Raw genomic sequence first — 24,798 nt, 5'->3', positions numbered from 1 at the left:
CAGCCGTAGGTCGCCCCTGAACGTCAGACCTACATCAAGCCCCGGGCTTCACCGCCCGGGGCTTGATGCTGCCCGGGCCGGTTCGACCGGGGCGTGAGCACCCGAGGAGCAGACATGACCGCCGACGTGATGGACCAGAACACCGGAGCAGGCGCGGCACCCGCCGCCGACGCGATCCGGGGCAAGCGCGAACGCATCGACGAGATCGACCAGACGATCATCGATCTCTGGCTGGAGCGCGCGAAGATCTCCCAGGAGGTCGGCAAGACCCGGATGGCCAGCGGCGGCACCCGCCTCGTGCTGGCCCGGGAGAAGGAGATCGTCGACCGTTTCCGGGCCGCGCTCGGCCCGGACGGGACGCAGGTCGCGCTGCTGCTGCTGCGCTCCGGCCGCGGACCGCTGTAACCCCACCTCAACGGCATCGGCGCCGCACCCGGAAACGGGTGCGGCGCCGATCGAGTTACACGGTTCCCCTGGGCTGCTCACGCAGCCCAGCGGTTCAGCCGCGAATCAGGAAGCGGAACGGATGTTCGCGGCCTGCGGGCCCTTCTGGCCCTGGGTCACCTCGAACTCCACACGCTGGTTCTCCTCCAGGCTGCGGTAGCCCGACATCTGGATCGCGCTGAAGTGGGCGAAAACGTCGGCGCCGCCGTCGTCCGGGGTGATGAACCCGAAGCCCTTGTCCGCGTTGAACCACTTCACAACGCCGGTAACCATGATCGTCTCCTCGACGGTCGATCGTTGCCGACCTCTGTGGCCGGCAACGAGGTGGTAAGACCCCACATCTCGTGGGACTCGTGTCGCCGTACTGATCGCCCGTCCGGGAGAAGACCCGGGTTACGACAAAGAGCGCCTCGGGCAGACTTCCCCACAGGCGCTCCTGAGTACTTGGGAACCAAACTGACAACGCTCGCGAGCCTAGCACGGCGAGAAGGGCGGGGAAGCCCTCGGCGGGCAAGTCGCACGTCAGCCCACAATGGCGGGTTTTACCTGGTTAACGCGGTGCAGCCGCCCCTCAGACCTCCACCGGAACGTCCTCGATCAGGGCGGCCAGCGCGATCGCGTCGAGCAGATCCGCCGGTCGGACGGTGACCTGCTCCTTCACGTAATGGAAGCCGGCCCGGACATGATGCAGCGGGACCCCCGCCAACGACGCCCACGCGATCCGGTACGCCGCCAGCTGCACCGCCGCCGCCTCGGCCTCGGCACCGGACGGGCGCCTGCCGGTCTTCCAGTCGATCACGTCGAACCGGTCGTCCGAGTCGGCGAAGACGGCATCCATCCGCCCGCGAACGACCACACCCGCGATCGTCGTCGCGAACGGGACCTCCACCTCGACCGGCGTCCGGTCGGCCCACTCCCCGGTCAGGAACGCCTCCTGAAGCGCCACCAGCTCCTCGTCACCGGCGGCATCGTCGTCGGCCGCACCGGGCAGCTCGTCGATGTCGATCAGGCGGGCCGACCCGAAACGCTGCTCGAGCCAGGCGTGGAAGGCGGTGCCCCGGCGGGCCTGCGGCGCCGGGCGCTGCGGCAGCGGACGGCGCAGCGAACGGGCCAGGGCCTGCTGATCCCGGCGCAGCACGACCAGCTGCGAGACCGACAGGTGCGGTGGCACCACGACCTCCAGCGGCCCGTCGTGGTGGAGCAGCTCGGCACGCTCGGCCAACAGGAGACGGGCCTCCTTGCGCCAGCGGACGATGTCGGCGTCCTCCTCGGCGGCGTCCTCGCCCATCCGGGCTCCGTGGCCCGCCAGACCGGCGGCGTCCGCAGCCAGACCGGCCCGGGCGGCCACCTCCGGGTCGGCGCCGGCCAGCTCGGCGAACGCCTCGGCGGTCCCGGCGTCCGGGTCGACGATCATGCGGCGGATCAGATCGGCGGCCGCGGCCATCGCCGGACGCCGCAGACCCAGCGGGTCCGCAGGCCACTCGGCGCTCGCCACCACCTGCTCGCTCGGGTTCGCGGCACCGGGCGCGGGCTCCGGCGTCCACACGTCGACCACCCCGGCACCGTCCGCACACGCCGCACGGATCTCGTCGAGGAAGACCGACGGCCCACGGGGCCGCTTCACCCCGTCCCCCCACCAGTAGCCGGAACAGAGCAGCAGCCGCCGCGGCCGGGTGACCGCCACATAGGCCAGGCGGCGCTCCTCCCGCACATCGTGCTCCCGCCAGAGACGACCGAAAGTGGTCAGCGCCGCGAAGACGTCCTTCTGCTCGACCGCGTCGGACAGATCCAGTTCGGGCAGACCGGACGCGTCACCCCGCAACGGGAACGGCAACACCCCGATGCCACCGAGATAGTGATCCGAAGCGCGGGCCATCCCCGGCCAGACCCCCTTGCAGAGCCCGGCGACCGCGACGACGTCCCATTCCAGGCCCTTCGCGGCGTGCGCGGTGAGGATCTGCACCGCGCCCTCGACCACGTCGACCTGCCCCGGCTCCAGGCCGCGCTCCTCCTCCTCGGCCGCGGCCAGGAAAGCCAGGAAACCGGCGACCGTGCCACTCTCGTTCTCACTGGTGTAGCGGGTGGCCGCCGCGCCGAGCGCATCCAGATGCCCGCGGGCCAGACCGGCGTCCCCGGCCGCCCAGCCGCGCACCGCGACCTCCACGTCCAGGCCGATGGTGCGTTCGATGTCGGCGAGCAGATCGGGCAGCGGCTGGTCCAGGCGCTGCCGCAACGAGCGCAACTCTCCGCTGTACGCGACCAGCCGCGGGAACCCCTCGGACGAGTACTGGAGCGGGGAACCCAGGTCGGCCATCGCCTCCACCAGCGACGCGTCGTCCAACCGGTCCGCGGTCACCTCGTCCTGCTCCGCCCCGGCGGGGGTCGCGGCCGCCCGGTCCGCCGCGAGAGCCCGGGCCCGGCGGTGCAGGGCCACCAGGTCCCGCGGGCCGATCCGCCACCGTGCCCCGGTGAGCAGCCGCAGCAACGCGGCGCCGTCCGCCGGATCGGCGAGGACGCGCAGCGTACACACGACGTCCCGGACCTCGGGAGTGTCCAGCAGGCCGCCGAGACCGACCACCTCGACCGGTAGCCCCCGGGCCCGCAACGCCTCCTCGATCACCGGGATCTGGCTGCGCACCCGCACCAGCACGGCACTGGTCGGACGCGACTCGAGCGGGATCTCGGCGGCCGGCGCCTCCCGCATCCCGGCGGCCAGCCGCCACGCGGTCAGCATCGAGTCACCGATCCACTCGGCCTCTTCGGCGTACGTCGGCAGCAGCGCACACGTGACCGTGCGGCCACCGACCGGCTCGGCCACCCGGTCGGCCGGCTGCAACTCGGTGACCCCGGCCCGCAGCGTGGCGGACAGCACGTTCGCCACCCGGAGGATCTCCGGACGGTTACGCCAGCTCTTGGAGAGACTGCGGGTCCACGCCGGCCGGCCGTCGGCACCGGTGAAATCCACCGGGAAACGCTCGAGCGTGCCCGCCGACGCCCCCCGCCAGCCGTAGATCGACTGGCACGGGTCACCGACCGCGGTCACCGGATGCCCGCCACCGAACAGATTGTTCAGCATGGTCACCTGGGCGTGACTGGTGTCCTGGTACTCGTCGAGGAGCACGATCCGGAACCGGCCGCGCTCGACCTCACCGACCTCGGGATGATCGCGGGCGACCAGCGCGGCACGAGCCATCTGATCGCCGAAATCCATCGCCTCCAGGCCGAGTTTGCGCTGTTCGTAACGGCGGACCAGCGGAAGCAGCGTGAGCCGGTGCTGCTGGCGGCGCAGCATCTCGGTGACGTCCTTGTAGACCCGCCCCGGATACTCCTGCACCTCGGCGAAGAACCGCCCGGTCCAGGCGGCCAGATCGTCCGGGCCGACCAGATGCTCGGCCATCTCGGCGGAGAGCGCCAGCACATCGTCGGTGACGGTGCCGGGCGCACGGTTCACCCCGGTCATCTCACCGGTGTACGAGCGGACGAGCGAGTCCACGATCTGCCAGCGGGCGGCCTCGGTGAGCAGACGGGCGGACGGCTCGTACCCGGCCCGCAGACCGTGCTCGGTCACCACCCGGGCGGCGTACGCGTGATAGGTCGAAATCGTGGCCTCGCCGGTGAACGCGTCGTCGCGGCCGAGGCGGCGGACCAGCTGACCGAGCCGGGCACGGACCCGGTGCGCCAGCTCACCGGCGGCCTTGCGGGTGAAGGTGAGGCCGAGGATCTCGCCGGGAAGCGCATACCCGTTGGCGACCAACCACACCACCCGGGAGGCCATCGTCTCGGTCTTGCCCGAACCGGCGCCGGCGACCACGAGCAGCGGCTCCACCGGCGCCGCGATGATCGCCTCCTGTTCGCTGGTGGGCGGCGGCAGGCGCAGCAGCCGGGCCAGCTCGCCGGGGGTGTAGCGGGGGCCGGCGTCGGCCCGCCGCCGGGGACGGGGCACATCGGGGAAGAGACTCGGCTGGCTCACGGCTCCACCACCTGACGGCCCTTGCCGGAGATCGGGCAACTGGTCCGGACCGGGCAGACCCGGCATCGGCTGTTCGCCACCGCGGAGAAGGTGGACGCGGCCATCGTCTCGGCGGTGCGGCGGACCATCGCGTACGCCCACTGCGGGTCGGTCGCCTCGGTGATCGGCAACTGCATCTGCTCCCGGGCGTCCTTGCCCGGACCGAGCTGCACCAGGGCCGCGCCGCCGCTGTCGGTGCCGTAGTCGGCGAACGCCCCGGCGTCGACAGCCGCCTGATAGCCGGCGAGCTGCGGGTTCTCCGCCACGTCAGCGCCGGAGACGGCGGTGGTCTTGCCGGTCTTCAGGTCGATGACCACCAGCCGCCCCTCCTCGTCGATCTCCAACCGGTCGACCCGGCCGGTGAGCTGGATCGGCCGTTGCTCGTCCTCCAGCCGCACGGTGAACTCGTGCTCGATCGCGAGCAGCCGCCGCGGGTTGACCGCCAGCCAGCGCAGCAGTTTGTCGACCATGCCCTGGGCGCGTTCCTGCTCCGGGCCGGCCAGCCAGCGCGCGGCCAGCTCGATCGAGTCGAAGCGGGCGGAGACGTACTCGACCAGTTTCTCCCGGTCGGCGTTGGCGTCCTCGGCCAGCATGGCGGCGGCGTGCACCAGGTTGCCGATGCCCTGCGCCGGACCGGCCGGTGCCGCCCCGCCGTGCCGTTCGAGCAGCCAGCGCAGGCTGCACCGCAACGCGCTCTCCATGTTGGAGGGGGTGACCTTCACCGGTTGGCCCTCGTCGACGAGCGGCCGGTCGTCGGAGAGCGGCCGCAGCCCCCACCACTCGTCGGGATGAGCACCCGGCACCCCGGCCGCCGCCAGACGGGCGAGCTCCCGAGCGGCGGCAAACCGCCGTCGCGGCGTCGACCCCTCCGAGATGATCACGGTACGCAACTCGGCCACCAAGGACGCCAGTGTGAGAGCCCGGGGCGGCCGCCCCACCGGAAGCTCAGCCTCCTCCCCGTCGTCGCCCTCGTGCCCCTCACCGTTCTCGCCGCGAGAATCGCTGCCGTCGGCTGCGGGCCGATCGGCGTTGGTAGCGGGGTCGGTGGCGTCGGTGGCGTCGGTGGGTTCGCCGACAGCGGATTCGGTGACCGGGCCGACGGGGTGATCGGCGTGGCCGGGGTCGGCGGCGGCGAACTCGGTGCTGCCGGCGAACTCGTCGGCAGCAGGGTCAGTGGGTTCGGTGACCATGGGTTCGGCGACCGCGGGTTCGGTGGTATCGGTGGCGGGGTCGATCGGGTCGTCGGCGTCGTCGGGTTCGGTGGGGACGCCGGTGGCCCACAGATCGTCGTCGGGGCTCGGAGGCCCGGGCATCGGTCCGGTCGGGCCGCCCGTCCCGTCGCCCTCCGGACCGTCGTCGCGGCCGCCGCCCGGCTGGGCGATCGGCAGGGCCAGTTCGGTCAGGAAACGGCTTGGTTGTTCCTCGCCGGCCGCGCCGCCGACGCCCGACGACGCCACCGCGGTCACCACGAGACGGCGCCGGGCGCGGGTGATCGCCACATAGAACAGGCGGCGTTCCTCGTCGAGCAGCGCCGACGTCTCGCCCGCCACCGCGGCCGGGCCCGAGGCGGGACGGCCGGCCAGCACGTCGACCAGGCGTTCCGAACCGAGCAGGCTGCCGCGCAGGCGCAGGTCGGGCCAGATGCCCTCCTGGACGCCGGCAAGGACCACGACGTCCCACTCCAGGCCTTTCGCCGCGTGCGCGGTGAGCAGCCGGACCGCCTCACCCCGGTCGGCGCTGGGCGCGATCGAGTCGGCCGGGAGGTCCTGCCCGAGGACGTGGTCGATGAAGACCTCGGCGCCCGCGCCGGGCAGCCGGTCGACGAACCGGGCGGCCGCGTCGAAGAGCACCACCATGGCGTCCAGGTCGCGGTCGGCGGCCTCGGCACGCCACTGACGGGCCCGGCCCACCTCCCGGTGACCGGCGGTGGGGGCGGCACCGGTGCTCATCGCGAACCACCGGTCTGCCAGGCCGCTGGCCCGCCACACGGTCCAGAGCACGTCCTCGGCCGAGGCGCCCGGTACGGCGGCGGCCTCGCGTCCGACCCGCAGCAGCCGGGCGACCGTCTGGGCGGGCCGGGCCCAACGCCGTTCGACCAGGTCCAACCCGGCCGGGTCGCGCAGCGCGTCGACGAGCAGCTCACCGGAGGGCCGGCGGTCACCGGCGGCCAGGGCGAGGGCGCGGAGTCCCTGCCGCAGGCGGCGTTCGGCGAGCGGGTCGGCGCCACCGAGCGGCGAGTGGAGCAGGGCGACCGCGGCCTCCTCGTCGAGAATCCGCTGGTCGAGGGCGCAGCGCAGGAGCAGCAGGAACGGCGCGACCGCGGGCTGCAGGTGCAGCGGCAGGTCCTCGGCGTGCACCACGGTCGGCACCCCGGCGGCGGCGAGCGCCCGCTGCACCGTCGGTTGTTGCAACGAGGTGGACCGCATCAGCACTGCCATCCGCGACCACGGGATGCCGTGCAACAGGTGTGCCTCGCGGAGCGCATGCGCGATGAACGCCGTCTCAGCGGCCGGCGACCGAAAAGTCCGCACCACCGCCTCCGCCGTGAGCCGCTCCTCCCCCGGCTCAGCCGTGAGCCGCTCCTCCCCCGGCTCAGCCGTGGACCGCTCCTCCCCCGGCTCGGCCGTGGACCGCTCACCAGCCACGCCGGCGGCGGCACCCGAACCGGAGACAGCGCCCGAGCCGTCAGAGACGGCACCCGAGCCGCCGGAGACAGCACCCGGCCGAGGCGAGACCTCGCCCGGATCTCCCGGCGAGGCGGAAGGAGCCGGCGGGAACATCGGCCGATGACCGATCGCCCCCCGCATCCGGCGAGCCACCCGCCCCGTAGCCGACAGCAACGGCGCCGCGATCCGATAGTTCGTATGCAGGGTGATCGTCGGCGCCGGCTCCCCCGAGACCGTCCGGAACTCGTCCGGGAAGGTCGCCACCACTCCCGGCTCGGCACCGCGGAACCCGAACACCGACGAGTCCGGGTCGGCGAACGCCACCAGCGGCGTCCCCCCGCCCGCGACCAGCGACAGCAGCTCGATCTGGGCCGGGTCGGTCTCGGCCAGCTCGTCGACGTAGACGAACGACAACCGCCGGCGTTCGGCCGCCAGCAGGACGGGGTCGTCGGCGAGCAGCCCGGAGGCGGCCCGGACCAGTTCGGCCGGGTCGTAGGCGGCCGATCCCCGGGTGGTCACGTCCCGCAGGGCCAGCACCGCGACATACTCCCGGAGGAAGCGGGCCGCGGCCGGCCAGTCGTCGCGACCGAGGCGTTCGCCGAGTTGGGCGAGCCGGACCGGGCCGATGCCACGCTCGGCGGCGCGCTGCATCAGGTCGCGCAGCTGCTGGGCGAACGCCTTGGTGGGCAGGGCCGGCCGGAGCGCGTCCGGCCAGCCGATGGCGTCGGGGGTCTCCGGGTCGCCGACGGCGGACAGCAGCTCCCGGATGATCAGGTCTTGTTCGGGACCGGTGAGCAGCCGCGGCGACGGCTCGCCCCGTTCGGCCGCGGCCCGGCGCAGCAGACCGAACGCATACGCATGAAAGGTCCGCACCAGCGGCTCGTGCACGATGCGCCCGGGGTTGTCGGCGATCCGCGCCTCGATGCCGTCCCGCAGGGACGCGGCGGCGCGGCGCCCGAACGTGAGCACCAGGATCCGTTCCGGGTCGGCCCCCTCGGCGATGCGCGCGGCGACCGACTCGACGAGCACGCTGGTCTTGCCGGTGCCGGGACCGCCCACGACCAGCAGCGGACCGCTGGTGTGCCCGGCGATCCGGCGCTGGATGTCGTCGGCCGGCAACGCGGGCACGACCGGGCGGGGACGCCGCACCAGGCGATAGGCCGGCCGGCGCACCGGGGACTGGGGGGCCGGCGTGCTCACGGCATCTATGAGAGCACGCCGGTATGACGTTATTCGCCCAGGACCTGCTCGATCACATCGAGAGCCTCGGGGACGGAGCGTGTCACCCGGAGCATCTCCATCGCGGCGGGGCGGACGAACTTGTCGTCGACCAGGCCGCCGAGCCAGGTGACCAGGCCGTCGTAGAAGCCGTCCGGGTCGAGCAGGACGATCGGTTTGCGGTGTACGGCCAGGGTCGCGGTGGTCCAGACCTCGAACAGTTCGTCGAGGGTGCCGAGGCCGCCGGGCAGGGTGATGAACGCGTCCGAGCGCTCGATCATCACGTTCTTGCGGGCGCCCATGTCGGTGGTGACGACGAGTTCGTCCGAGGCGATGTCGGCGACCTCCAGGTCGACCAGGCACTGCGGGATGATGCCGAGGGTGTGCCCGCCGGCGGAGCGGGCGCCGTCGGCGACGGTGCCCATCATGCCGACGCAGCCGCCGCCGGAGACCAGGGTGTGCCCGCGTTCGGCGAGGGCCCGGCCGGTTTCGGTGGCCAGGTCGAGCCAGCGCTGTTCGAGGGTGGTGGAGGAGGCGCAGAATACGCAGATGGCGGCCATCAGTGGGTGTCCCGTTCGTCGGCGTCCATGATGATCCGGACTGCTTCGGCGACGTCGTCGGTGACCTGGATCAGGTCGAGGTCCGCCGGGCTGATCTTGCCGTCGTCGAGCATCCGGGTCTTCATCCAGTCGAGCAGGCCGCTCCAGTAGTCGACGCCCATCAGGATCACCGGGAAGCGGGTGACCTTCTTGGTCTGCACCAGGGTGATCGCCTCGAACAGTTCGTCGAGGGTGCCGTAGCCGCCGGGCAGCACGATGAAGGCCTGCGCGTACTTGACGAACATGGTCTTGCGGACGAAGAAGTAGCGGAAGTCGATGCCGACGTCCACCCAGTCGTTGAGGCCCTGTTCGAAGGGGAGTTCGATGCCGAGGCCGACGGACATCCCGCCGGCTTCGGTGGCGCCACGGTTGGCCGCCTCCATCACGCCCGGACCGCCACCGGTGATCACCGCGTACCCGGCATGGGCCAGGGCGGCGCCGACGCTCTCGGCCAGTTCGCACTCGTAGCTGTCCGGGCGGCTGCGGGCCGAGCCGAAGACACTGACCGCGGGCGGCAGGTCGGCCAGGGTGTCGAAGCCCTCGACGAACTCGGAGAGGATCCGCAGGGCACGCCAGGCGTCCTTGGTCTTCCACTCCCCGCGGTGGGGTGAGTCGAGCAGTTTGGCGTCGGCGGTGCTGGGTGGGATGGCATCCCGGCGCAACGTGACCGCGCCGCGGTGACGTTCCGGGGACGCCGGCGGTCGCCCGTTGGTGCTCTCCGTCATGCCACCAAGGTAGTGCGGACGGTCAGGACCCGGTGAACAACGGGCTGCGTTTCGGCAAGAGCATTGCGACCCGCAGACCTTTTTGCCAGATTGAAGCAACCGACGGTAGCTCTGTTACGTCTTTTCAGTTACCGGGCTCTTCAGTTATCAGGCTCTTCAGTTACCGGGCCATGCACAGTTACCGACCGCGACCACGCGGCAGGCACGGGTTTCGCCCGGCCTGACCGGGTGCCGGCGAAGGAGCGGCCACCGTGACGAACCGATTCGAACGCCTCAAGATGCAGCGCCGCATGCAGCGCCGGATCCGCCTGGTGGTGGAGGAACGGCGGGTCGCCTTTGCGGCCCGCGACGCCTCCGATCAGGCGATGGATCCGGAAACGACGATCGAGATAACGCCCGCGGCGATAGGCCGGGTCGCCGTTCCCCACATCTAGTCGTCCAGCGCGGACGACCCCAGCCACCGATAGAGGGTCGCCGCCCCTTCCCTGATCTTGCCGATTTCGACGTGCTCCTCGCGGGAGTGCGCCAACGCCGGGTCGCCCGGCCCGTAGTTCAGGGCCGGCACTCCGAGCGCCGCGAAACGGGACACGTCGGTCCAGCCCAGCTTGGCGGCCGGCTCGGTGCCGGTGGCCGCCACGAACTCCCGGGCCGGCGCCGCGTCCAGTCCGGGCAGGGCTCCCGGCGCGGTGTCGGTGACCTCCAGCTCGAAGCCCTCGAAGACCTCACGCAGGTGGGCGAGGGCCTGTTCCTCGCTGCGGTCCGGGGCGAACCGCAGGTTGACGTCGACCGTGCACTCGTCGGGGACGACGTTGCCGGCGACACCGCCGGCGATGCGCACCGCGCTCAGTCCTTCGCGGTACGTGCAACCGTCGATGGTCACGGTCCGCGGGTGGTAGTCGGCGAGCCGTCGCAGCACCTCGCCGGCCGCGTGGATGGCGTTGACCCCGCGCCAGGCCCGTGCGGTGTGCGCCCGCCGGCCGTGGGTGCCGATCCGTACCCGCATCGTGCCCTGGCAGCCCGCCTCGACCACGCCGTACGTCGGTTCGAGCAGGACCGCGAAGTCGGCCTGCAGCCATTTCGGGTGGGCCTCGGCGACCAGGTTGAGCCCGTTGAACTCGGACTCGATCTCCTCGGCCTCGTAGAACAGGTAGGTGGTGTCGTAGACCGGGTCGGGGAGGGTGGCCGCCAGGTTGAGGGCGAGGGCCACGCCGGACTTCATGTCCGCGGTGCCACAGCCGAAGATCAGGTCGTCGACGACAGTGGACGGCCAGTTCTTGTTGATCGGCACGGTGTCCAGGTGCCCGGCGAGGATCACCCGCTGCGCGCGCCCCAGTTTCGTCCGCGCCATCACCGTGTTGCCCAGGCGACGCACCTGCAGGTGCGCGACCTGGCGGAGGGCGTCCTCCACGCAGTCGGCGATCACCTTCTCGTCGCGGGACACGGACTCGAGGTCGACCAGGGCGCGGGTGAGCATCACCGGGTCGACCAGCACGTCCGGGGTAAGCGGGTTGGCCATGTGCGCACCATACCGGGGTGGCGCGCACCACCCGATGGCTCGCTCAGGCCGGGGTGATGTTCGATAGGGTTCACGTCGTGGAAACCGCGATCTCGACTTCGCCCGCCTGGGGCATCGGCCTGGCCACCGTGACCGCTGAGGGGCAGGTTCTGGACACCTGGTTCCCCGCGGGCTACCTGGGTCTGGGTGAGGAGCCGGCCGGTGTTCCGGCGCTCCCCGCCGGGCAGACCGGCCCCAAGCTGCTTCCCGGACTCTCGGTCGTCGAGGTCCGCGTGACGGTCAAGTCGCTGGCCGACCCGATCGCCGACGCCTCGGACGCCTACCTGCGGCTGCACCTGCTGTCGCACCGCCTGGTCCGGCCGAACGCGCTCAATCTGGACGGCGTCTTCGGCAAGCTGGCGAACGTGGCCTGGACCTCGGCCGGCCCGTGCCCGCCGGAGCGCGTCGACGAGCTGCGTTTCCTGGAGCGCGCCGCCGGCCGTCAGCTGGTGGTGTGGGGCATCGACAAGTTCCCCCGCATGATCGACTACGTGGTGCCGTCCGGTGTGCGGATCGCCGACGCCGACCGGGTCCGTCTCGGTGCCCACCTGGCGTCCGGCTCCACCGTGATGCACGAGGGATTCGTCAACTTCAACGCCGGCACGATCGGCACCTCGATGGTCGAGGGCCGGATCTCGCAGGGTGTGGTGGTCGGCGACGGCTCGGACATCGGTGGCGGCGCCTCGATCATGGGCACTCTCTCCGGCGGCGGCAAGGCCAAGATCCGGATCGGTGAGCGCAGCCTGCTGGGTGCGAACTCGGGCATCGGCATCTCGCTCGGCGACGACTGCGTGGTGGAGGCCGGGGTCTACGTCACCGCCGCGTCCAAGATCTCGCTGCCGGACGGCCGTGTGGTGAAGGCCATCGAGCTCTCCGGTGTGAACAATCTCCTGTTCTGGCGCAACTCGGTCTCCGGCGCGCTGGAGGCCAAGCCGCGCAAGGGCACCGGCATCGAGCTGAACAGCGCGCTGCACACCAACGACTGATCACGTCACACCCGCAACGCCGAGGCGGCCGCCGTCCGTACGGCGGCCGTCAGTGTGTTCAGGGTCGGCGAGTCGATCCGCCAGTACTGCCAGTGCAGCGGCACGTCGAGGTACCGGCCGGGGGCGATGTCCACGTACCGGCCGGCTTCGATCTCCGGACGGGCGTTCTGTTCCGGGACCATCCCCCAGCCCAGGCCGAGACGGATCGTCTCCTCGAAGGCGGCCGCGGCGGGCACGTAGTGGACCGGTGGTTCGGGCGTACCGTCCAGGAAGCGGTGCTGGAGCCGGTCCTTGCGGTTGTAGACCACCATCGGCGCCCGGGCGGGGTCCACTCCCGGGGCGGCGACCGCGAGGTACCGCATGACACCCAGCCGCTCCACCCGGCAACCTTGGACCGCCACGTCCTCCGCGGTCACCGCGGCCATCGCCACCCCCGCCCGCAGCAGGTCGGCCGAGTGGTCCTGGTCGTCGGTGTGCAGCTCGAACAGCACCCCGGGCACCTGGGTGAGGGCCGGCGGGAACCACGTGTTCAGCGAGTCCGCGTTGACCACCACCGCCAGCCGGGTGCCGTCGCGGGCCTGGTCCATCGCCTCCCGTTCGAGCAGGGCGACCTGCCCGGCGAACCGGACCAGCGCCTGGCCGGCCGTCGTCGCCGTGCACGGTTTGGCCCGGCGGACCAGCACCTGTCCCACCGACTGTTCGAGAGCCTTTATCCGTTGGCTGACCGCCGATGGGGTGACGTGCAGCATCCGGGCCGCGGCCTCGAAACTTCCCTCGGTCACCACTGCCAGGAACGTCGCCAGCTGCACCTGATCCACGTAAGAAAATCTAATCCAACGTCAAAATCTTTAGCTGGAGTACGCCGTGAGCCGTCCGTAGCGTTCGGCCCATGCTCTCCTCCGCTGTGGCCGGCTTCGTCGCGTCCGCCGTCCTGATCATCGCCATCGGCGCGCAGAACGCCTTCGTGCTGCGTCAGGGTCTGCGCCGGGAACACGTACTCCCGGTGGTGCTCACCTGTGCCCTCTCCGACCTCGCGCTGATCTGCGCCGGCATCGCCGGTCTCGGCGCGGTCCTGACCGCGCGCCCCGGCCTGGTCACCGTGATCCGCTGGGCCGGGGCCGCGTTCCTCCTGGGGTACGCCGTACTGGCCGCCCGCCGTGCCCTGCGCCCGGAACGGCTGGAGGTCACCGGCGGGGCACCCGCCACCCTGGGCGCGACGCTGCTGACCTGCCTGGCCCTGACCTACCTCAACCCGCACGTCTACCTGGACACGGTGCTGCTGCTCGGCTCGGTCGCCCAGCAGCACGCCCACCGTTGGGCGTTCGGCATCGGCGCGGCCGTCGCCAGCCTGACCTGGTTCGCCGCGCTCGGCGCCGGCGCCCGACGGCTCGCCCCGGTCCTGGCCCGCCCGGTCGCCTGGCGGATCCTGGACGGCCTGATCGCCACGGTGATGGCCGCCCTCGGCATCGCCCTGATCGTGCAGGCTTGACTCTCGAGCAGGTCGAGACACCAAGGTCGGGTGACGTGGAGAGCGACACACGAGGCATCGGTGAGGTGGCCCGGGCGAGCGGGCTGAGCGTCAGCGCGCTGCGGTTCTACGACGGCGCCGGCGTGCTGGTCCCGGCCGTGGTGGACCGGGCGACCGGCTACCGCAGATACACCGGCGAGCAGATCCGTGCGGCCCGGCTGATCGCCGGGCTGCGACGGGTGGGCATGCCGGTCGCCGAGATCGCGCAGGTGGTGAGTGACCTGAGCGACCCGGCCCGGGTACGCCACCGTCTCGACCTGCACCTGGCCCGCCTGGAAGCCGGCCTGGCCGACGCCCGTCGTGAGCTCCTCCGCCTGCACACCCTGATCGACCTGGAGGAGAACCTGATGACACGCATCATCCTGCCCGCCGCCGACCTGACCTCGGCCCTCGACGCGGTACGGTTCGCCGCGCCGTCCGGCCCCGGCCCGATCCCGGCCGGCCTGCTCTTCGAGACCACCGACGGCCTGCTCACGCTGGTCGCCACCGACCGTTACCGGCTGGCCGTCGCCTCGGTGCCGGCCGAGACCCAGGGGCAGCCGGCCCGGCAGTTCCTGCCGCTGGCCTTCTGCGACGAACTGCGGGCGTTCCGGTCCGGCCCGGTGACTCTCGACCTGCACACCGATGGGGTACGCGCGGAGCACGGCGGCCGTGTGCTCGAGGAGAAGCCGATCGCCTTGGACTTCCCGGACTACCGCCGTCTGCTCGCCCCGGCGGGCCCGGTCACCCGCCAGGTCACGGTCAGCACGGAACACCTCCGCGCACAGTTGGCCGGCACACCGGTGATCGACCGGGAGCACGACGGCAGCGCGTACCCCGTGACGGTCCTCGACCTGAATGCCGCGGGCGAACTCCGCCCGATCAGCGAGGACGAGTGGAAGTCCGGTGGTGACACCCACATCGCGGTGAACCGGGAGTTCCTGCTGCAGGCGCTGGACGCCGGCGGCTCCGGCCAGCTGCTGCTCGAACTGGACGGCCCGGTGCACCCGCTGGCCATCCGGGTGCCCGGCGACGAGACCCGTTTCTCGCTGCTGATGCCGGTCCGCGCGTAAGAGCCCGCAGACCCCCACCGGGGGTCGTCTGGTAACCGTTCAGCCACAGTCCGGCACCGGTCCCGGAAAGGACGCGTGATCGAGTCGTCCGGGGGACCGGTGCCCGGTTACTTTCGTGGGCGTGCGCAGCAACCGGCAGGAGGACGAACTCAACGCCGCGGCTACCGGCGCCTCCATGACCGGGTGGGAGTTCGCCTGGCTGGACGGCCTGGCCGTGGCGTCCGAGCCGTCGTGGTCATATCCCGATCTGGCCCGTCCCCTGGTCCGGCACGCCGCCAGCGTCCTCGACCTGGACACCGGTGGCGGCGAGCTGCTGGCCGAACTGGCCCCGCTCCCCCGCCACACGGTGGCCCTGGAGACCTGGTCCCGCAACACGCCCGCGGCGAGGGAACGCCTCGCCCCGTTCGGCGTCTCGGTCCTCACCGAACTCCCCGCCGGCGAGAACGAGTTCGACGTGGTCCTGAGCCGCCACGGCCGCCTCCCCGCCGACGACATCGCCCGCCTGCTGCGCCCCCGCGGCGTGCTGCTCACCCAGCAGGTCGGCAGCGACGACCTGGCCGACCTGAACGTCGCGCTGGGCGCCCCGCCCCCGCAGCCGCGCCGCTGGGACGCCGCGGCCGCCGTGACCATGCTGGAGGCCGCCGGCCTGCGGGTCACCGACGTCCGCGAGGAACACCCCGCCATGGTCTTCCGGGACATCACGGCGGTGGTCCACCAGCTGCGCACGGTCCCCTGGCAGATCCGCGACTTCTCCCCGCAGAAGTACGAACGGGAACTGGCCCGCCTGGCGGCCACCATCCGGGTCCGCGGCGAGTTCACCGTCCGCTCCCACCGGTTCCTGGTCCAGGCCGTCCGGCCGACAGAGGCATAACCCGGAAGCCTCTTTCAGGGGACGACTGTCTTACCTGGTTAACCCGTTAGTGTGCCGCGGTAGCAACCCCGTCCATGCCGGCGGAGCCGTACCGCGGGGGAGATTCGCGTTTCCCGGCCCCCGCCGGGCACGCACCGCGGGCTGAGAAATTCTCGGGCTTGACCCCGCCCCGCCGCGATGCCTGCCGACATCCATCCCGCTGAGGCCGAGTCCGGTCGATCTCCAGCCGGGTCACGGGCACACCCGGCGCGGATCTTCTCACCCGGTCGGGGTAGCCGGATCAGCTCGCTTGGGGCGGCGTTTTGCCCGCAAAGGGTCGGCAGGAAGAACTATCGCCGTGGTTGAGCGTTTCAGACATCTTTGTCGCAGCGCCGGAACGCCTTGAGTGCCCGGCGACAACCCGCTTAACGACGCACACCCCGCAAGGGTCGCTCCCGGCCCGCCCTGGGTTGCTCGACGCTGACTCGTTCCAGGAGGAACACCACCATGAGCAAGACCACCAAGCGTTCCGTCGCCGTCGTCACCGCCGCGATCGTCGGCATCGGCGGAGCTGGTGCCGCGTTCGCCGCCTGGCTCCTCCAGGGAGAAGGCTCTGCCTCCGCGGCCTCGGGCGAGGCTGCGACGCTCGTCGTCACTCCCAACACCACCAGCACGACCACCCTCGTTCCCGGCGGGAAGGCCGACGTCAAGTTCGAGGTGTCCAACCCGAACACCTTCCCGGTGGCCATCACGGACATCACCTTCTCCAACTTCACCTCCAGCAACGCGGGCTGCGACGACACGGACGTCGAATTCGTCGACGCGGCGCTGCCTGCCGCAGCCGGTGCCCTCAACGTCGCGGCGAAGACGGCCGGCGTCAACGGCACGAAGACGATCGAATACGTCGGCTCGCTGCGGATGGTCGCCGACGCCGCCGACGAGTGCCAGGGCGCCACCTTCAGCTTCGACGTGGACCTGACCGCCCAGAGCAACGCCGCCTGATCACGAGCTGCGGGGAATGCCCGGTTGGGCATTCCCCGCGACTTCCTTACCCACGACTTCCCAGACAGGACCGGCAACGTGCTCGCATCATCGCTCCGGGCTCGATCCGTCATCGCTGTGACAGTTGCGGTCACGCTCGCCGCCAGCGGCGGGGCTGCCTGGGCCTACTGGCGCCTCAGCGGATCGGGAGCGTCAACCGTCGCCGCGGGGTCCGCTCTAAATCTGACGCTGACCGCGCATCCCCGCCCCGATGAGCCCCTTTTCCCCGGATCGACATCCGCGCTCACTGTGCTGGTGAAGAACGACAATCGATTCGCCGTCCTGGTGACCTCGATTCGTGGAGGCTCCGGCCCGGTCACCGTGGACACACCGCACCGGAATGCCGGATGCGCCCAGACCGGCATTTCACTGACGGCTTCGAGCTACACCGTGGCCTGGCGCATTCCCGCTCGATCCACCCGGAACTTCCTGATCACCAAGGCGATTCGAATGACCAACGCGTCCGACTCGGCATGCCAAGGTGCTGCTTTCAGCGTTCCGCTCACGGCCAGTGGGCAGAGCGATGCGAGTTAGATTCGTCAGCCAGCGGGCGGCCTGGCGCGTGGCAGCCGGTGTGACGGCGCTGGCGTGCATTTGGAGCGCAGCCGGGACGCGTACCTCCGAGGCTGAGGTTTCGGCGGTGTCGGCTGTTTCGTTCGATGTCAGCTCTACACCCGTTGTCGACCTTCATCCGGGGGCCGCTAAGCGGACCCGGCTGACGTTTGCGAATCCCTATCCGTTTTCGATCAGCGTGCGCTCGGTCGGGGCCGCGGTCGCCTCGACCTCGAAGCGCAGCTGCAAGCCCGCGGCGGCGAATCTGCGGATCGGGCAGTACCTGGGCAGTCTGCCGCTGAACGTGCCGGCTCGCGGGCGGCGGAGTGCCGGAGAGCTCGAGGTGACCATGCCGAACTCGGTCGCGGACGCGTGCCAGAGGACGACGTTCCAGCTGAAGATCACCGCCAGCGCCGTGCGGGTCGGCCGATGAGGCGGGTGGGTGCGGTTGCTGTCATAGCGGCCGGGGTGGCCGGCGTCTCGGTTCTGGGCGCCGGCCTCAGCGCGTGGGCCGGCTGGGTCGTTCCCGGCAATGCGCCGGTGATCACGGCGAAGGCGGCGCGGATGCCGGAGATGGCGAAGCCGTCCGCCTCCGTCGCGCTGGTCGGGACGAGGATCTCCTGGAAGGCGGTGCGGTTCGAGCAGGGGCAGCCGGTGGGCGGATACGTCGTCACCCGACTGATCGACGGGAAGCCGCCGGTGACGGCCTGCACCGGAGCGGCCGGAGCCGTGTCGTGCGTGGACCGGGACCTGGCGACGATCGTGACGGCCCGCCGCTACACCGTGCACGCCGTTGCGGGCACGCGCTGGACCGGCCCGGCGAGCGACCCGCTGAAGGTTCCCGGGGTGCCACCGGCGAAGAAGGACACGGCTACCGTCTCGGAGCCGGATCTCGCCGGGAAAGGCAAGAAGAAGACCGAATCGGCGGTCACCGTTCCTGAACCGGCGCTGACGCCGACACCGACACCCACGAAGGCGCTCCCCACCACGTCCTCGCCCGCTCCGACGCAGACCCGGGAGACCACCGAAGCCGTGACCTCTCCGGCCACGGTCACCCCCTCCGAGGAGCCGACCCCGTAGCCGCTTCACGCCAGCGGCTCGCCTCCGGGGAGATCTTGGTGCGCTGACCACCGCCCGCGATGGTCAGCGCACCAAGATCGGTAAGCAGGCGAGCGGGCAGCGATCCTCGCGGATTTGGCGGGAGGGGTCCGATGAGCTACGACGGTGTCCGCGCTGATGACACCCGTAGTGGAACTGATCGGTCGGAAGGCGGCAAAAGGTACACTTCGCTCGAGATACCTCGGGCGGGGTAAGCCGGTCGGTTGTACCTGTCCGATTTACGCGTCCAGAACGGCGGACGGAAAACCGATCACATCGGACATCTCTATCGGGGAACGTTGTATGAGCGCCGACCACGGCATCATTCCCGCCGGCCTTCGAGGAGGAACGAGCCGCATGCCAGACCTGAGCGATTCGCTCGCGGCCGTCGTCGGGGAGGCCGCATCGTGAATCGGCGTGACGTCCTGACGAGTTTCCGTGCGGGCGAAGGACTCTCGCGTCACCCCGTCGCCGACAGCGGGCAGTCGATCGAGGCGAACAGCGGGCGGCCGACAGAGACGACCATCGGGCAGTCGCTGCAGGCGAACAGCGGGCAGCCGCCGGAGGCACACATCTCGTTGGCGACGGCGGATCATGAAGAGCCGACCTGGGAGGTACGCCGGAAGCCGCGCCGACGGTTCGACCGGCGGGCGCGGGTGATCCTCACCGCGGCGGCGATGGCGGCGTTGCTGGCGAACGCGGGCGCGGCGTGGGCGTACTGGCGGCTCAACGGGCCGACGGAGCCGTTCGACGGGCCGCGGACCGTGGTGGAGATCGCGCTGAGTGGGAGTTCCGACCCGAGCCAGGCACCGCGGGCCGATCAGACCGCCGATCTGACGGTGACCGTACCCAACCAGCATGGCGTGCCGATCCGGATCACGTCGATCGCCCGCAGCACGGAACCGGTGATCGCCGACGACGCGCACCGCGAGGCGGGTTGTGTGGACCCGCGGGTCGAGGTCAACCAGCGGGTCTTCCCGGTGTCGTGGGAGGTGCAGCGGAACACCATCGGCGCGTTCGTGCTGACCGGCGCGCTGACCCTGAGTCCCGGGTCGCCGGAGGCCTGCCGCGGGGCGACGTTCAGCGTCCCGGTCCACGCGCAGGCCCTGGTCCCCGCCTCCTGACGAGACGCCCCGGCCACGGCGCCGGAACCGCCGGCCCACGCACCAGGGAAGCCCGGACGGCTCTAGGAAGCCCGGAGGACCGTCGGGTCGGTGATCGTGACCCGGAGTCGTACCCGCGCCTCGACGACCTGCTCCTGCGGGGACAGGTCGAACGCCGGGGCGTCGGCGGCCATCTCGGCCACGCCGCCGCCGAACGCGCGGAACATCGGGCGCCCGCCGCCGGTCTCCGCCTCGGCGATCTCGACGATCCGGTCCACTTCGGCGCCGACCGCGGCGGCGTAGTCCCGGGCGCACTCGAGAGCGTCGGCCACCGCCTCCCGGCGGACGTCGGCTCCGGCCCGGCTGCCGGGGCGCAGCTGCCACCAGGGGCCGTCGATCGTGGTGAGTTCCTGGGCGGCCAATTCGGCGAGGATCTCACCGAGCACCCCGAAGTCGCTCACGGTCACCGTCGTCGAGATGTTTCCGGTGTACGCGGAGACCTTCTCCCGTCGTTTCATCTCGGGGTGCACGCGAACCCCGGTGGTCTCGCGTTTCTCGACGGCCGGGCCGTGCCGGTCGAGCACCGCGGTGACGTCGGCGGCGCGGCGGGTCAGCCGGTCCACCACGGTCCTGCGGTCGCGGTCCGAGGCGGACACCGTGGCCGAGAACACCGCCAGATCCGGCGGCACCTCGCGGTGTGCCTGCCCGTGCACGACGATCTCGGTGGGTTCGGTGGTGGTCACGATCCTCCTCGGCAGGCCAAGCGGCGGCAATACGTGAGACGGCGGCGAAGCGCCGGAACGGCACCAGACTGAAACGGGGTGCAACGGGACCGTAGGACATCGCCACAAGGCGGCACCCGGGCCACGTCCTGAAACGGCGACACGGCACCGGGATCTCGTCGCGGTGACGATGGTTCCCGATGCCGTGGCAACGAAACAGCAGAACGGAACAGCGGTCAGTCCGTGAACGGCTCCGCGAGCCGGTCCGCGGCCGCCGACACCCGCTCGTCGGACGCCGTCAGGGCGACCCGGACGTGCCGGGCCGCGGACGGGCCGTAGAAGGCGCCCGGCGCGGCCAGGATGCCGCGAGCCGCGAGCCGGTCCACGGTGGCCCAGCACTCCTCGTCGCGGGTGGCCCACAGGTAGAGGCCGGCCTCCGAGTGGCTGATCTCGAACCCCGCCTTGACCAGTGCGGTCCGCAGCACGTCGCGACGGGCCGCGTAGCGGGCGCGCTGCTCGTCGACGTGCGTCTCGTCGGTCAGTGCGGCGACCATGGCCGCCTGCACCGGCGCCGGGACGATCATGCCGGCGTGTTTGCGGACCGCCAGCAGTTCCCTGATGATCGCCTTGTCGCCGCCGACGAATCCGGCGCGGTAGCCGGCCAGGTTCGACCGTTTGGAGAGCGAGTGCACGGCGATGACGCCGGTCGGGTCGCCGTCGGTCACCCGGTCGTCGAGGATCGACACCGGTGTCGATTCCCAGCCCAGAGTGAGGTAGCACTCGTCGCTGACCACCGTGACGCCGCGCTCGCGGGCCCAGGTGACGACCTTGCGCAGGTGCTCGACGGGGAGCACCCTGCCGGTCGGGTTGGACGGCGAGTTGATCCAGATCATCGCGATCCGGCGGTCCGGGCCGAGCGCGGTCAGCGAGTCGGACCGGATCACCTCGGCGCCGGCCAGCCGGGCGCCCACCTCGTATGTCGGGTAACAGACCGACGGGATGACCACCCTGTCGCCGGGGCCGACGCCGAGCAGCGTCGGCAGCCAGGCGACCAGTTCCTTGGAGCCGATGGTGGGCAGCACGCCCAGCTCGGCCGAGGTCCGGCCGTGCCGGGCGAGCCACCCGCCGATGGCGTCACGCAGTGCCGGGGTGCCGGCCGTCAGCGGGTAGCCGGGCGTGTCGGAATTGTCGGCGATGGCCTGCCGGACGACCGGCGGGACCGGGTCGACCGGCGTGCCGACGGAGAGGTCGACGATGCCGTCCGGGTACGCCGCGGCCTTGGCTTTGGCCGGCTCCAGCAGGTCCCAGGGGAAGTCCGGCAGGGCCGACGACCGAGCGTTCAGTGGTCGCCGCCGCGCGGCGCCTGAGCGGCCACGAACGTCGCGTCCTTCTCGATCTTGCCGACCTTGGAGGCGCCACCGGGCGAGCCGAGGTCCTCGAAGAACTCGTAGTTGGCGTTCGTGTAGTCCTTCCACTGCTCCGGGACGTCGTCCTCGTAGAAGATCGCCTCGACGGGGCAGACCGGCTCACAGGCCCCGCAGTCGACGCACTCATCGGGGTGGATGTAGAGCATCCGGTTGCCCTCGTAGATGCAGTCGACCGGGCATTCCTCGATGCATGCCTTGTCGAGGACATCGACGCAGGGCTCAGCGATGATGTAGGTCACGGGTCTTTCCCTTCAGAGCCACGCCGCGGGAACCGCCGACGACGATTGCAAAGCCTAGTATTCCCGCCGAGGGAGGTACTACGTGCTCCGACAGCAGGATGTGGGACACCGGGTGGTGGTACGGCGAATTGTAGGCGTAACCGGTGAGCGCACGCTCTTCACGGATGCGCTCGGTGAGCTGGTCGACCTTACCGAGACCGATCTCACACTGGCGACTGACAAGGGCACCCTCCGTGTGCCCCTGGCCGAGGTCCACCGGGCGAAGCGGGTTCCGCCCGCCGGCCGGCCCCGCGCCGCCGAGGTGACAGCACTCGAGCTCGCAGCCGATCTGGCCTGGCCGGCGCCGGTGCGCGCCCGGCTCGGCGGCTGGATCCTGCGGGCCGCGGACAACTGGACCGGGCGGGCCAACTCGGCGCTCGCGGTGGGCGATCCGGATCGGCCCCTGGAGGCCGCCATCGACGCGGTGACGGCCTGGTATGCCGGCCGCGGCCAGCAACCCCTGATCAACGCCCCGATGCCGCTCGCCGCCCCGGTCAATGCCGCTCTGGACGCCCGCGGATGGGGCACCCGCCCGCTGACCCTGGTGCAGACCACGCCGCTGGCGCCGCTGCTGGCCGCCCCGGCCCGGTCCGACCTGCCGCCGGTGGATCTGGCCGACGCCGCCTCCGACGACTGGTACGCGATGGTCGCCGAGCACAAGGGCACCCTGCCGGCGACGGCGTTACGCGTGCTCAACGGCGTACCCGACAAGGTTTTCGCTCATGTCCGCGACGCGGAGGGTGACCTGATCGCGGTGGCCCGTGGCGCGGTGACCGGCCCGGACCACTGGCTCGGCATCTCGCTGGTGCAGACCGCGCCGGCCGCACGCCGGCGCGGCCTGGCGCAGCACGTCGTGCGGGCGCTGGCGCAGTGGGGCACGCAGCATCGCGCGACCCGGGCCTATCTGCAGGTGGAGGAGCGGAACACACCGGCGGTCACGCTGTATGGCCGGATGGGTTTCAGCACCCACCACACCTATCTGACGCGGGAGGCGCCGCCGGGGTGACCCCTCAGCGGCCGACCACCCGGCGTGGACGGTTGGTGCGCTGCGCGGAATACGCCTGCAGCGCACGCGACCGGTAGTCACGGCCGAGCACGACGGCCAGGCCGTAACCGAGGGCGCTGCCGACGATCGCGCAGCCGGCGTAGAGCCAGACCTGCAGGAAGAAGTCGCCGGCGCCGTTCGCGAACGGGGCGTTGCCGTTGAGCAGCGGTCCCACCAGGACGGTCAGCAGCATGCCGCCGAGGGCGCCGAAGCCCACGTCGGGCAGCCAACCGGACGGCGCCGTGCGATGCGCGCGGAGGAAGGTGAGCACCCCCAGCACGAGCGCGATCAGCGCGAACATCGCGGTCGAGCCGCGGTTCTGCGCGATGTTGTCACCGTCGAACCCGAACCGGACCACCAGGCGTGCCACCGCGTTGATCGCGAACAGCCCGGCCGCCAGCACCGTGATCCGGAACCAGCGCTGCTGCGTCATTGTTCCTCCCAGCGAACGTGAAAATCTGTCGAACTCTCGTGCATCTTCGCGGATGGTGCGCGGGGATTCCTAGAGGCGTGCTGAGAGTCAGCTGGCAGTCGGTGGTTTGAGAATCATTTTGTACGCATAGACGGCGAACGTCAGGCTGCCCGCGGTGATGGTCAGCAGGACCGTCCAGTTGTCGCCCTGGAACAGCAGGTCGCCCTCGGCCTTCCGGGTGCCGGCGGCGGCCAGCATCAGCAGCGTCCACAACGCCCAGGGCACGCCGACCGCCCACCGGCGTCCGGTGGTGGTCTCGGCGAACCAGGCGATGGCCAGGTTGAGACCGACCGCGACCGGGGTCGCGATCGGGATCAGAGCGCCGCCACCGGTCCACGGCGAGTCGCCGTCGAGCAGCGCCGCCACGCTGCCGACGCGGAACGCGCTCAACTCGATCTCGACGAGGGCGGTGACCAGGGTGGCGAGGATCGACACGACCACGCCGCCGGCCCGGATCACGCGCTCCCAGCCGGACCACGGCACCCGGGGTGCGGCCGCCGGCTCGGTCTCCACCTCGGAGGTCGTCATCAGTCGGCGATCTCCAGGCCGCTGAACAGGTCGTCCTCCCACTCGTGCGGTCCCGCGCCGGGGCCACGCGCGCCCTTGGCGAGAGTGAAGTACTCCACGCCCATGAACTCGCCGCCGAAGTCGCCGGCGATGCCGTAGAGCCAGGAGTTGTCCGGGATCTGGGTGGCGTGCGCCTTCATCGCGGCGGTCTTCTTGGCGTAGTGGTCGGTGCCGTCCATCCGGGCCGCGATCTCCGCGTCCGGCGTGCCGAACGGCAGGTCGGTGACCGACTCGACACCGGCGAACGGGTTGTCGTCGAGCTCGCGGAAGGCCGCCATGCCGTCCTCGAGCACGCTCAGCGGCATCGCCGTCCAGTAGATCTTCTCCGGGCCGATGTCGCCGGCCAGCTCGGCGGCGCGCATCGCGACCCGGTGGGCCTGGATGTGGTCGGGGTGTCCGTAGAAGCCGTTCGGGTCATAGGTGATCATGACCTGCGGGCGGATCTCCTTGATGATCTCCACCAGGTGCGCCGCGGCCTCGTCCAGGTCCGCCTGCCAGAAGGCCCGCGGATCGTCGTTCGTCGGCAGGCCCATCATCCCGGAGTCGCGGTAGCGGCCGGCCCCGCCGAGCATCCGGTGGTCGGTCACCCCCAGCGCGGCGCAGGCCCGCTCCCACTCCACCAGCCGGTAGCCGCCGAGCTGATCGGCCTGCCCGGCCGCCAGGCGCTCCAGGGCCGGCACATGGATCTCGCCCTCCTCGCCGAGGGTGCAGGTCACCAACGTGACGTGGGCGCCGGCGGAGACGTAGTGCGCCATCGTGGCGCCGGTGCCGGTCACCTCGTCGTCGGGGTGCGCGTGCACCAGCAGCAACCGGCGGGCGGGCAACGTGTCTGTAGCGGTCACGGCCGATACTGTACGCGCG

General features: G+C 71.3%; 25 protein-coding genes. 12 read left to right on the top strand and 13 right to left on the bottom strand.

Going from position 1 to position 24,798, the window contains the following annotated elements; genetic code table 11:
* The first annotated feature begins 129 nt into the window (after positions 1-129).
* Positions 130-405 carry a chorismate mutase gene (locus QSK32_RS06925; protein WP_245674161.1) on the top strand — a complete coding sequence of 92 codons (276 nt, stop codon included), beginning with the start codon at positions 130-132 and terminating at the stop codon, positions 403-405.
* Positions 406-510: 105 nt separating this feature from the next.
* On the opposite strand, the gene cspE is transcribed toward QSK32_RS06925, so the two are convergent.
* From cspE to QSK32_RS06900, 5 genes are all read right to left on the bottom strand, one after another.
* Complete coding sequence (gene cspE, locus QSK32_RS06920; RefSeq protein WP_045745522.1) at positions 511-717, bottom strand: transcription antiterminator/RNA stability regulator CspE; 207 nt, start codon at positions 715-717, stop codon at positions 511-513.
* A 298-nt stretch (positions 718-1,015) separates the two neighbouring features.
* On the bottom strand, positions 1,016-4,414 hold the full coding sequence (locus tag QSK32_RS06915; protein WP_285471465.1) for an ATP-dependent helicase: 3,399 nt from the start codon (positions 4,412-4,414) through the stop codon (positions 1,016-1,018).
* Positions 4,411-8,319: an ATP-dependent helicase gene (locus tag QSK32_RS06910; RefSeq protein ID WP_285471464.1), complete on the bottom strand. Its 3,909-nt coding sequence runs from the start codon at positions 8,317-8,319 to the stop codon at positions 4,411-4,413. Before QSK32_RS06910 ends, QSK32_RS06915 begins: the two co-directional genes overlap by 4 nt.
* A gap of 29 nt (positions 8,320-8,348) precedes the next feature.
* Positions 8,349-8,897, bottom strand: coding sequence for an LOG family protein (locus QSK32_RS06905; protein WP_045745519.1), 549 nt, complete (start codon positions 8,895-8,897; stop codon positions 8,349-8,351).
* The gene (locus tag QSK32_RS06900; RefSeq protein ID WP_045745518.1) at positions 8,897-9,661 is read right to left on the bottom strand and encodes an LOG family protein; all 765 of its coding nucleotides are present in this window, start codon (positions 9,659-9,661) and stop codon (positions 8,897-8,899) included. The genes QSK32_RS06905 and QSK32_RS06900 overlap by 1 nt, the downstream gene beginning before the upstream one ends.
* A 251-nt stretch (positions 9,662-9,912) precedes the next feature.
* Here QSK32_RS06900 and QSK32_RS06895 point away from each other — a divergent pair, with 251 nt between their 5' ends.
* The gene (locus QSK32_RS06895) at positions 9,913-10,095 is read left to right on the top strand and encodes a hypothetical protein (RefSeq protein WP_045745517.1); all 183 of its coding nucleotides are present in this window, start codon (positions 9,913-9,915) and stop codon (positions 10,093-10,095) included.
* Here the strand turns inward: QSK32_RS06895 and dapE are convergent.
* Entirely contained in the window at positions 10,092-11,177 is a 1,086-nt protein-coding gene (gene dapE / locus QSK32_RS06890; RefSeq protein WP_045746027.1) for a succinyl-diaminopimelate desuccinylase, read from the bottom strand. The two genes, QSK32_RS06895 and dapE, sit on opposite strands and share 4 nt — an antisense overlap.
* A gap of 77 nt (positions 11,178-11,254) precedes the next feature.
* Between dapE and dapD the strand changes: the two genes are divergently transcribed.
* Positions 11,255-12,202, top strand: coding sequence for a 2,3,4,5-tetrahydropyridine-2,6-dicarboxylate N-succinyltransferase (gene dapD / locus QSK32_RS06885; RefSeq protein ID WP_285471463.1), 948 nt, complete (start codon positions 11,255-11,257; stop codon positions 12,200-12,202).
* 5 nt (positions 12,203-12,207) lie between these two features.
* Here dapD and QSK32_RS06880 read toward each other — a convergent pair whose 3' ends face one another.
* Positions 12,208-13,020, bottom strand: a complete 813-nt coding sequence (locus tag QSK32_RS06880) for a LysR family transcriptional regulator ArgP (RefSeq protein ID WP_045746028.1) — start codon at positions 13,018-13,020, stop codon at positions 12,208-12,210.
* A gap of 71 nt (positions 13,021-13,091) precedes the next feature.
* On the opposite strand from QSK32_RS06880, the gene QSK32_RS06875 reads away from it, so the two are divergent.
* The 8 genes from QSK32_RS06875 (at position 13,092) to QSK32_RS06840 (ending at position 19,447) form a co-directional block, all read left to right on the top strand.
* Positions 13,092-13,691, top strand: a complete 600-nt coding sequence (locus tag QSK32_RS06875; protein ID WP_045746029.1) for a LysE/ArgO family amino acid transporter — start codon at positions 13,092-13,094, stop codon at positions 13,689-13,691.
* Positions 13,692-13,726: 35 nt separating this feature from the next.
* Positions 13,727-14,782 carry a DNA polymerase III subunit beta family protein gene (locus QSK32_RS06870; RefSeq protein WP_045746030.1) on the top strand — a complete coding sequence of 352 codons (1,056 nt, stop codon included), beginning with the start codon at positions 13,727-13,729 and terminating at the stop codon, positions 14,780-14,782.
* Positions 14,783-14,903: 121 nt separating this feature from the next.
* Positions 14,904-15,653 carry a class I SAM-dependent methyltransferase gene (locus QSK32_RS06865; protein WP_045746074.1) on the top strand — a complete coding sequence of 250 codons (750 nt, stop codon included), beginning with the start codon at positions 14,904-14,906 and terminating at the stop codon, positions 15,651-15,653.
* 486 nt (positions 15,654-16,139) lie between these two features.
* A complete protein-coding gene (locus tag QSK32_RS06860; protein WP_285471462.1) occupies positions 16,140-16,634 on the top strand; it encodes a hypothetical protein in 495 nt (164 codons plus the stop codon).
* Positions 16,635-16,658: 24 nt separating this feature from the next.
* Entirely contained in the window at positions 16,659-17,207 is a 549-nt protein-coding gene (locus QSK32_RS06855; protein WP_285471461.1) for a hypothetical protein, read from the top strand.
* 106 nt (positions 17,208-17,313) lie between these two features.
* Positions 17,314-17,658 (top strand): hypothetical protein, encoded by a 345-nt coding sequence (locus QSK32_RS06850; RefSeq protein ID WP_285471460.1) that lies wholly within the window; start codon positions 17,314-17,316, stop codon positions 17,656-17,658.
* Positions 17,655-18,305 carry a hypothetical protein gene (locus QSK32_RS06845; protein WP_285471459.1) on the top strand — a complete coding sequence of 217 codons (651 nt, stop codon included), beginning with the start codon at positions 17,655-17,657 and terminating at the stop codon, positions 18,303-18,305. Before QSK32_RS06850 ends, QSK32_RS06845 begins: the two co-directional genes overlap by 4 nt.
* Positions 18,306-18,730: 425 nt before the next feature.
* Positions 18,731-19,447: a hypothetical protein gene (locus QSK32_RS06840; protein ID WP_285471458.1), complete on the top strand. Its 717-nt coding sequence runs from the start codon at positions 18,731-18,733 to the stop codon at positions 19,445-19,447.
* A 62-nt stretch (positions 19,448-19,509) separates the two neighbouring features.
* Here QSK32_RS06840 and QSK32_RS06835 read toward each other — a convergent pair whose 3' ends face one another.
* From QSK32_RS06835 to fdxA, 3 genes are all read right to left on the bottom strand, one after another.
* Entirely contained in the window at positions 19,510-20,169 is a 660-nt protein-coding gene (locus QSK32_RS06835; RefSeq protein WP_045746034.1) for an SIMPL domain-containing protein, read from the bottom strand.
* A 215-nt stretch (positions 20,170-20,384) separates the two neighbouring features.
* Entirely contained in the window at positions 20,385-21,491 is a 1,107-nt protein-coding gene (gene dapC, locus QSK32_RS06830; RefSeq protein ID WP_285471641.1) for a succinyldiaminopimelate transaminase, read from the bottom strand.
* Positions 21,488-21,814, bottom strand: a complete 327-nt coding sequence (gene fdxA, locus QSK32_RS06825; protein WP_045746035.1) for a ferredoxin — start codon at positions 21,812-21,814, stop codon at positions 21,488-21,490. Before fdxA ends, dapC begins: the two co-directional genes overlap by 4 nt.
* A gap of 82 nt (positions 21,815-21,896) precedes the next feature.
* Between fdxA and QSK32_RS06820 the strand changes: the two genes are divergently transcribed.
* Positions 21,897-22,859, top strand: a complete 963-nt coding sequence (locus QSK32_RS06820; protein ID WP_045746036.1) for a GNAT family N-acetyltransferase — start codon at positions 21,897-21,899, stop codon at positions 22,857-22,859.
* 4 nt (positions 22,860-22,863) lie between these two features.
* Here the strand turns inward: QSK32_RS06820 and QSK32_RS06815 are convergent, their stop codons facing one another.
* The 3 genes from QSK32_RS06815 to mshB all read right to left on the bottom strand — a co-directional run bounded on the left by QSK32_RS06815 (position 22,864) and on the right by mshB (position 24,779).
* A complete protein-coding gene (locus tag QSK32_RS06815) occupies positions 22,864-23,331 on the bottom strand; it encodes a hypothetical protein (protein ID WP_045746037.1) in 468 nt (155 codons plus the stop codon).
* Positions 23,332-23,418: 87 nt separating this feature from the next.
* Positions 23,419-23,898: a hypothetical protein gene (locus tag QSK32_RS06810; protein WP_052720984.1), complete on the bottom strand. Its 480-nt coding sequence runs from the start codon at positions 23,896-23,898 to the stop codon at positions 23,419-23,421.
* Positions 23,898-24,779, bottom strand: coding sequence for an N-acetyl-1-D-myo-inositol-2-amino-2-deoxy-alpha-D-glucopyranoside deacetylase (gene mshB, locus QSK32_RS06805; protein ID WP_045746038.1), 882 nt, complete (start codon positions 24,777-24,779; stop codon positions 23,898-23,900). The genes QSK32_RS06810 and mshB overlap by 1 nt, the downstream gene beginning before the upstream one ends.
* Positions 24,780-24,798: the final 19 nt, after the last annotated feature.

The sequence above is a fragment of the Actinoplanes sp. NBRC 101535 genome (genome assembly GCF_030269225.1).
GTDB classification, from domain to species: Bacteria; Actinomycetota; Actinomycetes; order Mycobacteriales; family Micromonosporaceae; genus Actinoplanes; species Actinoplanes rectilineatus.
The sequence above is the reverse complement of the archived record's forward strand: the minus strand, read 5'-3'. Positions and strand labels throughout refer to the sequence as shown.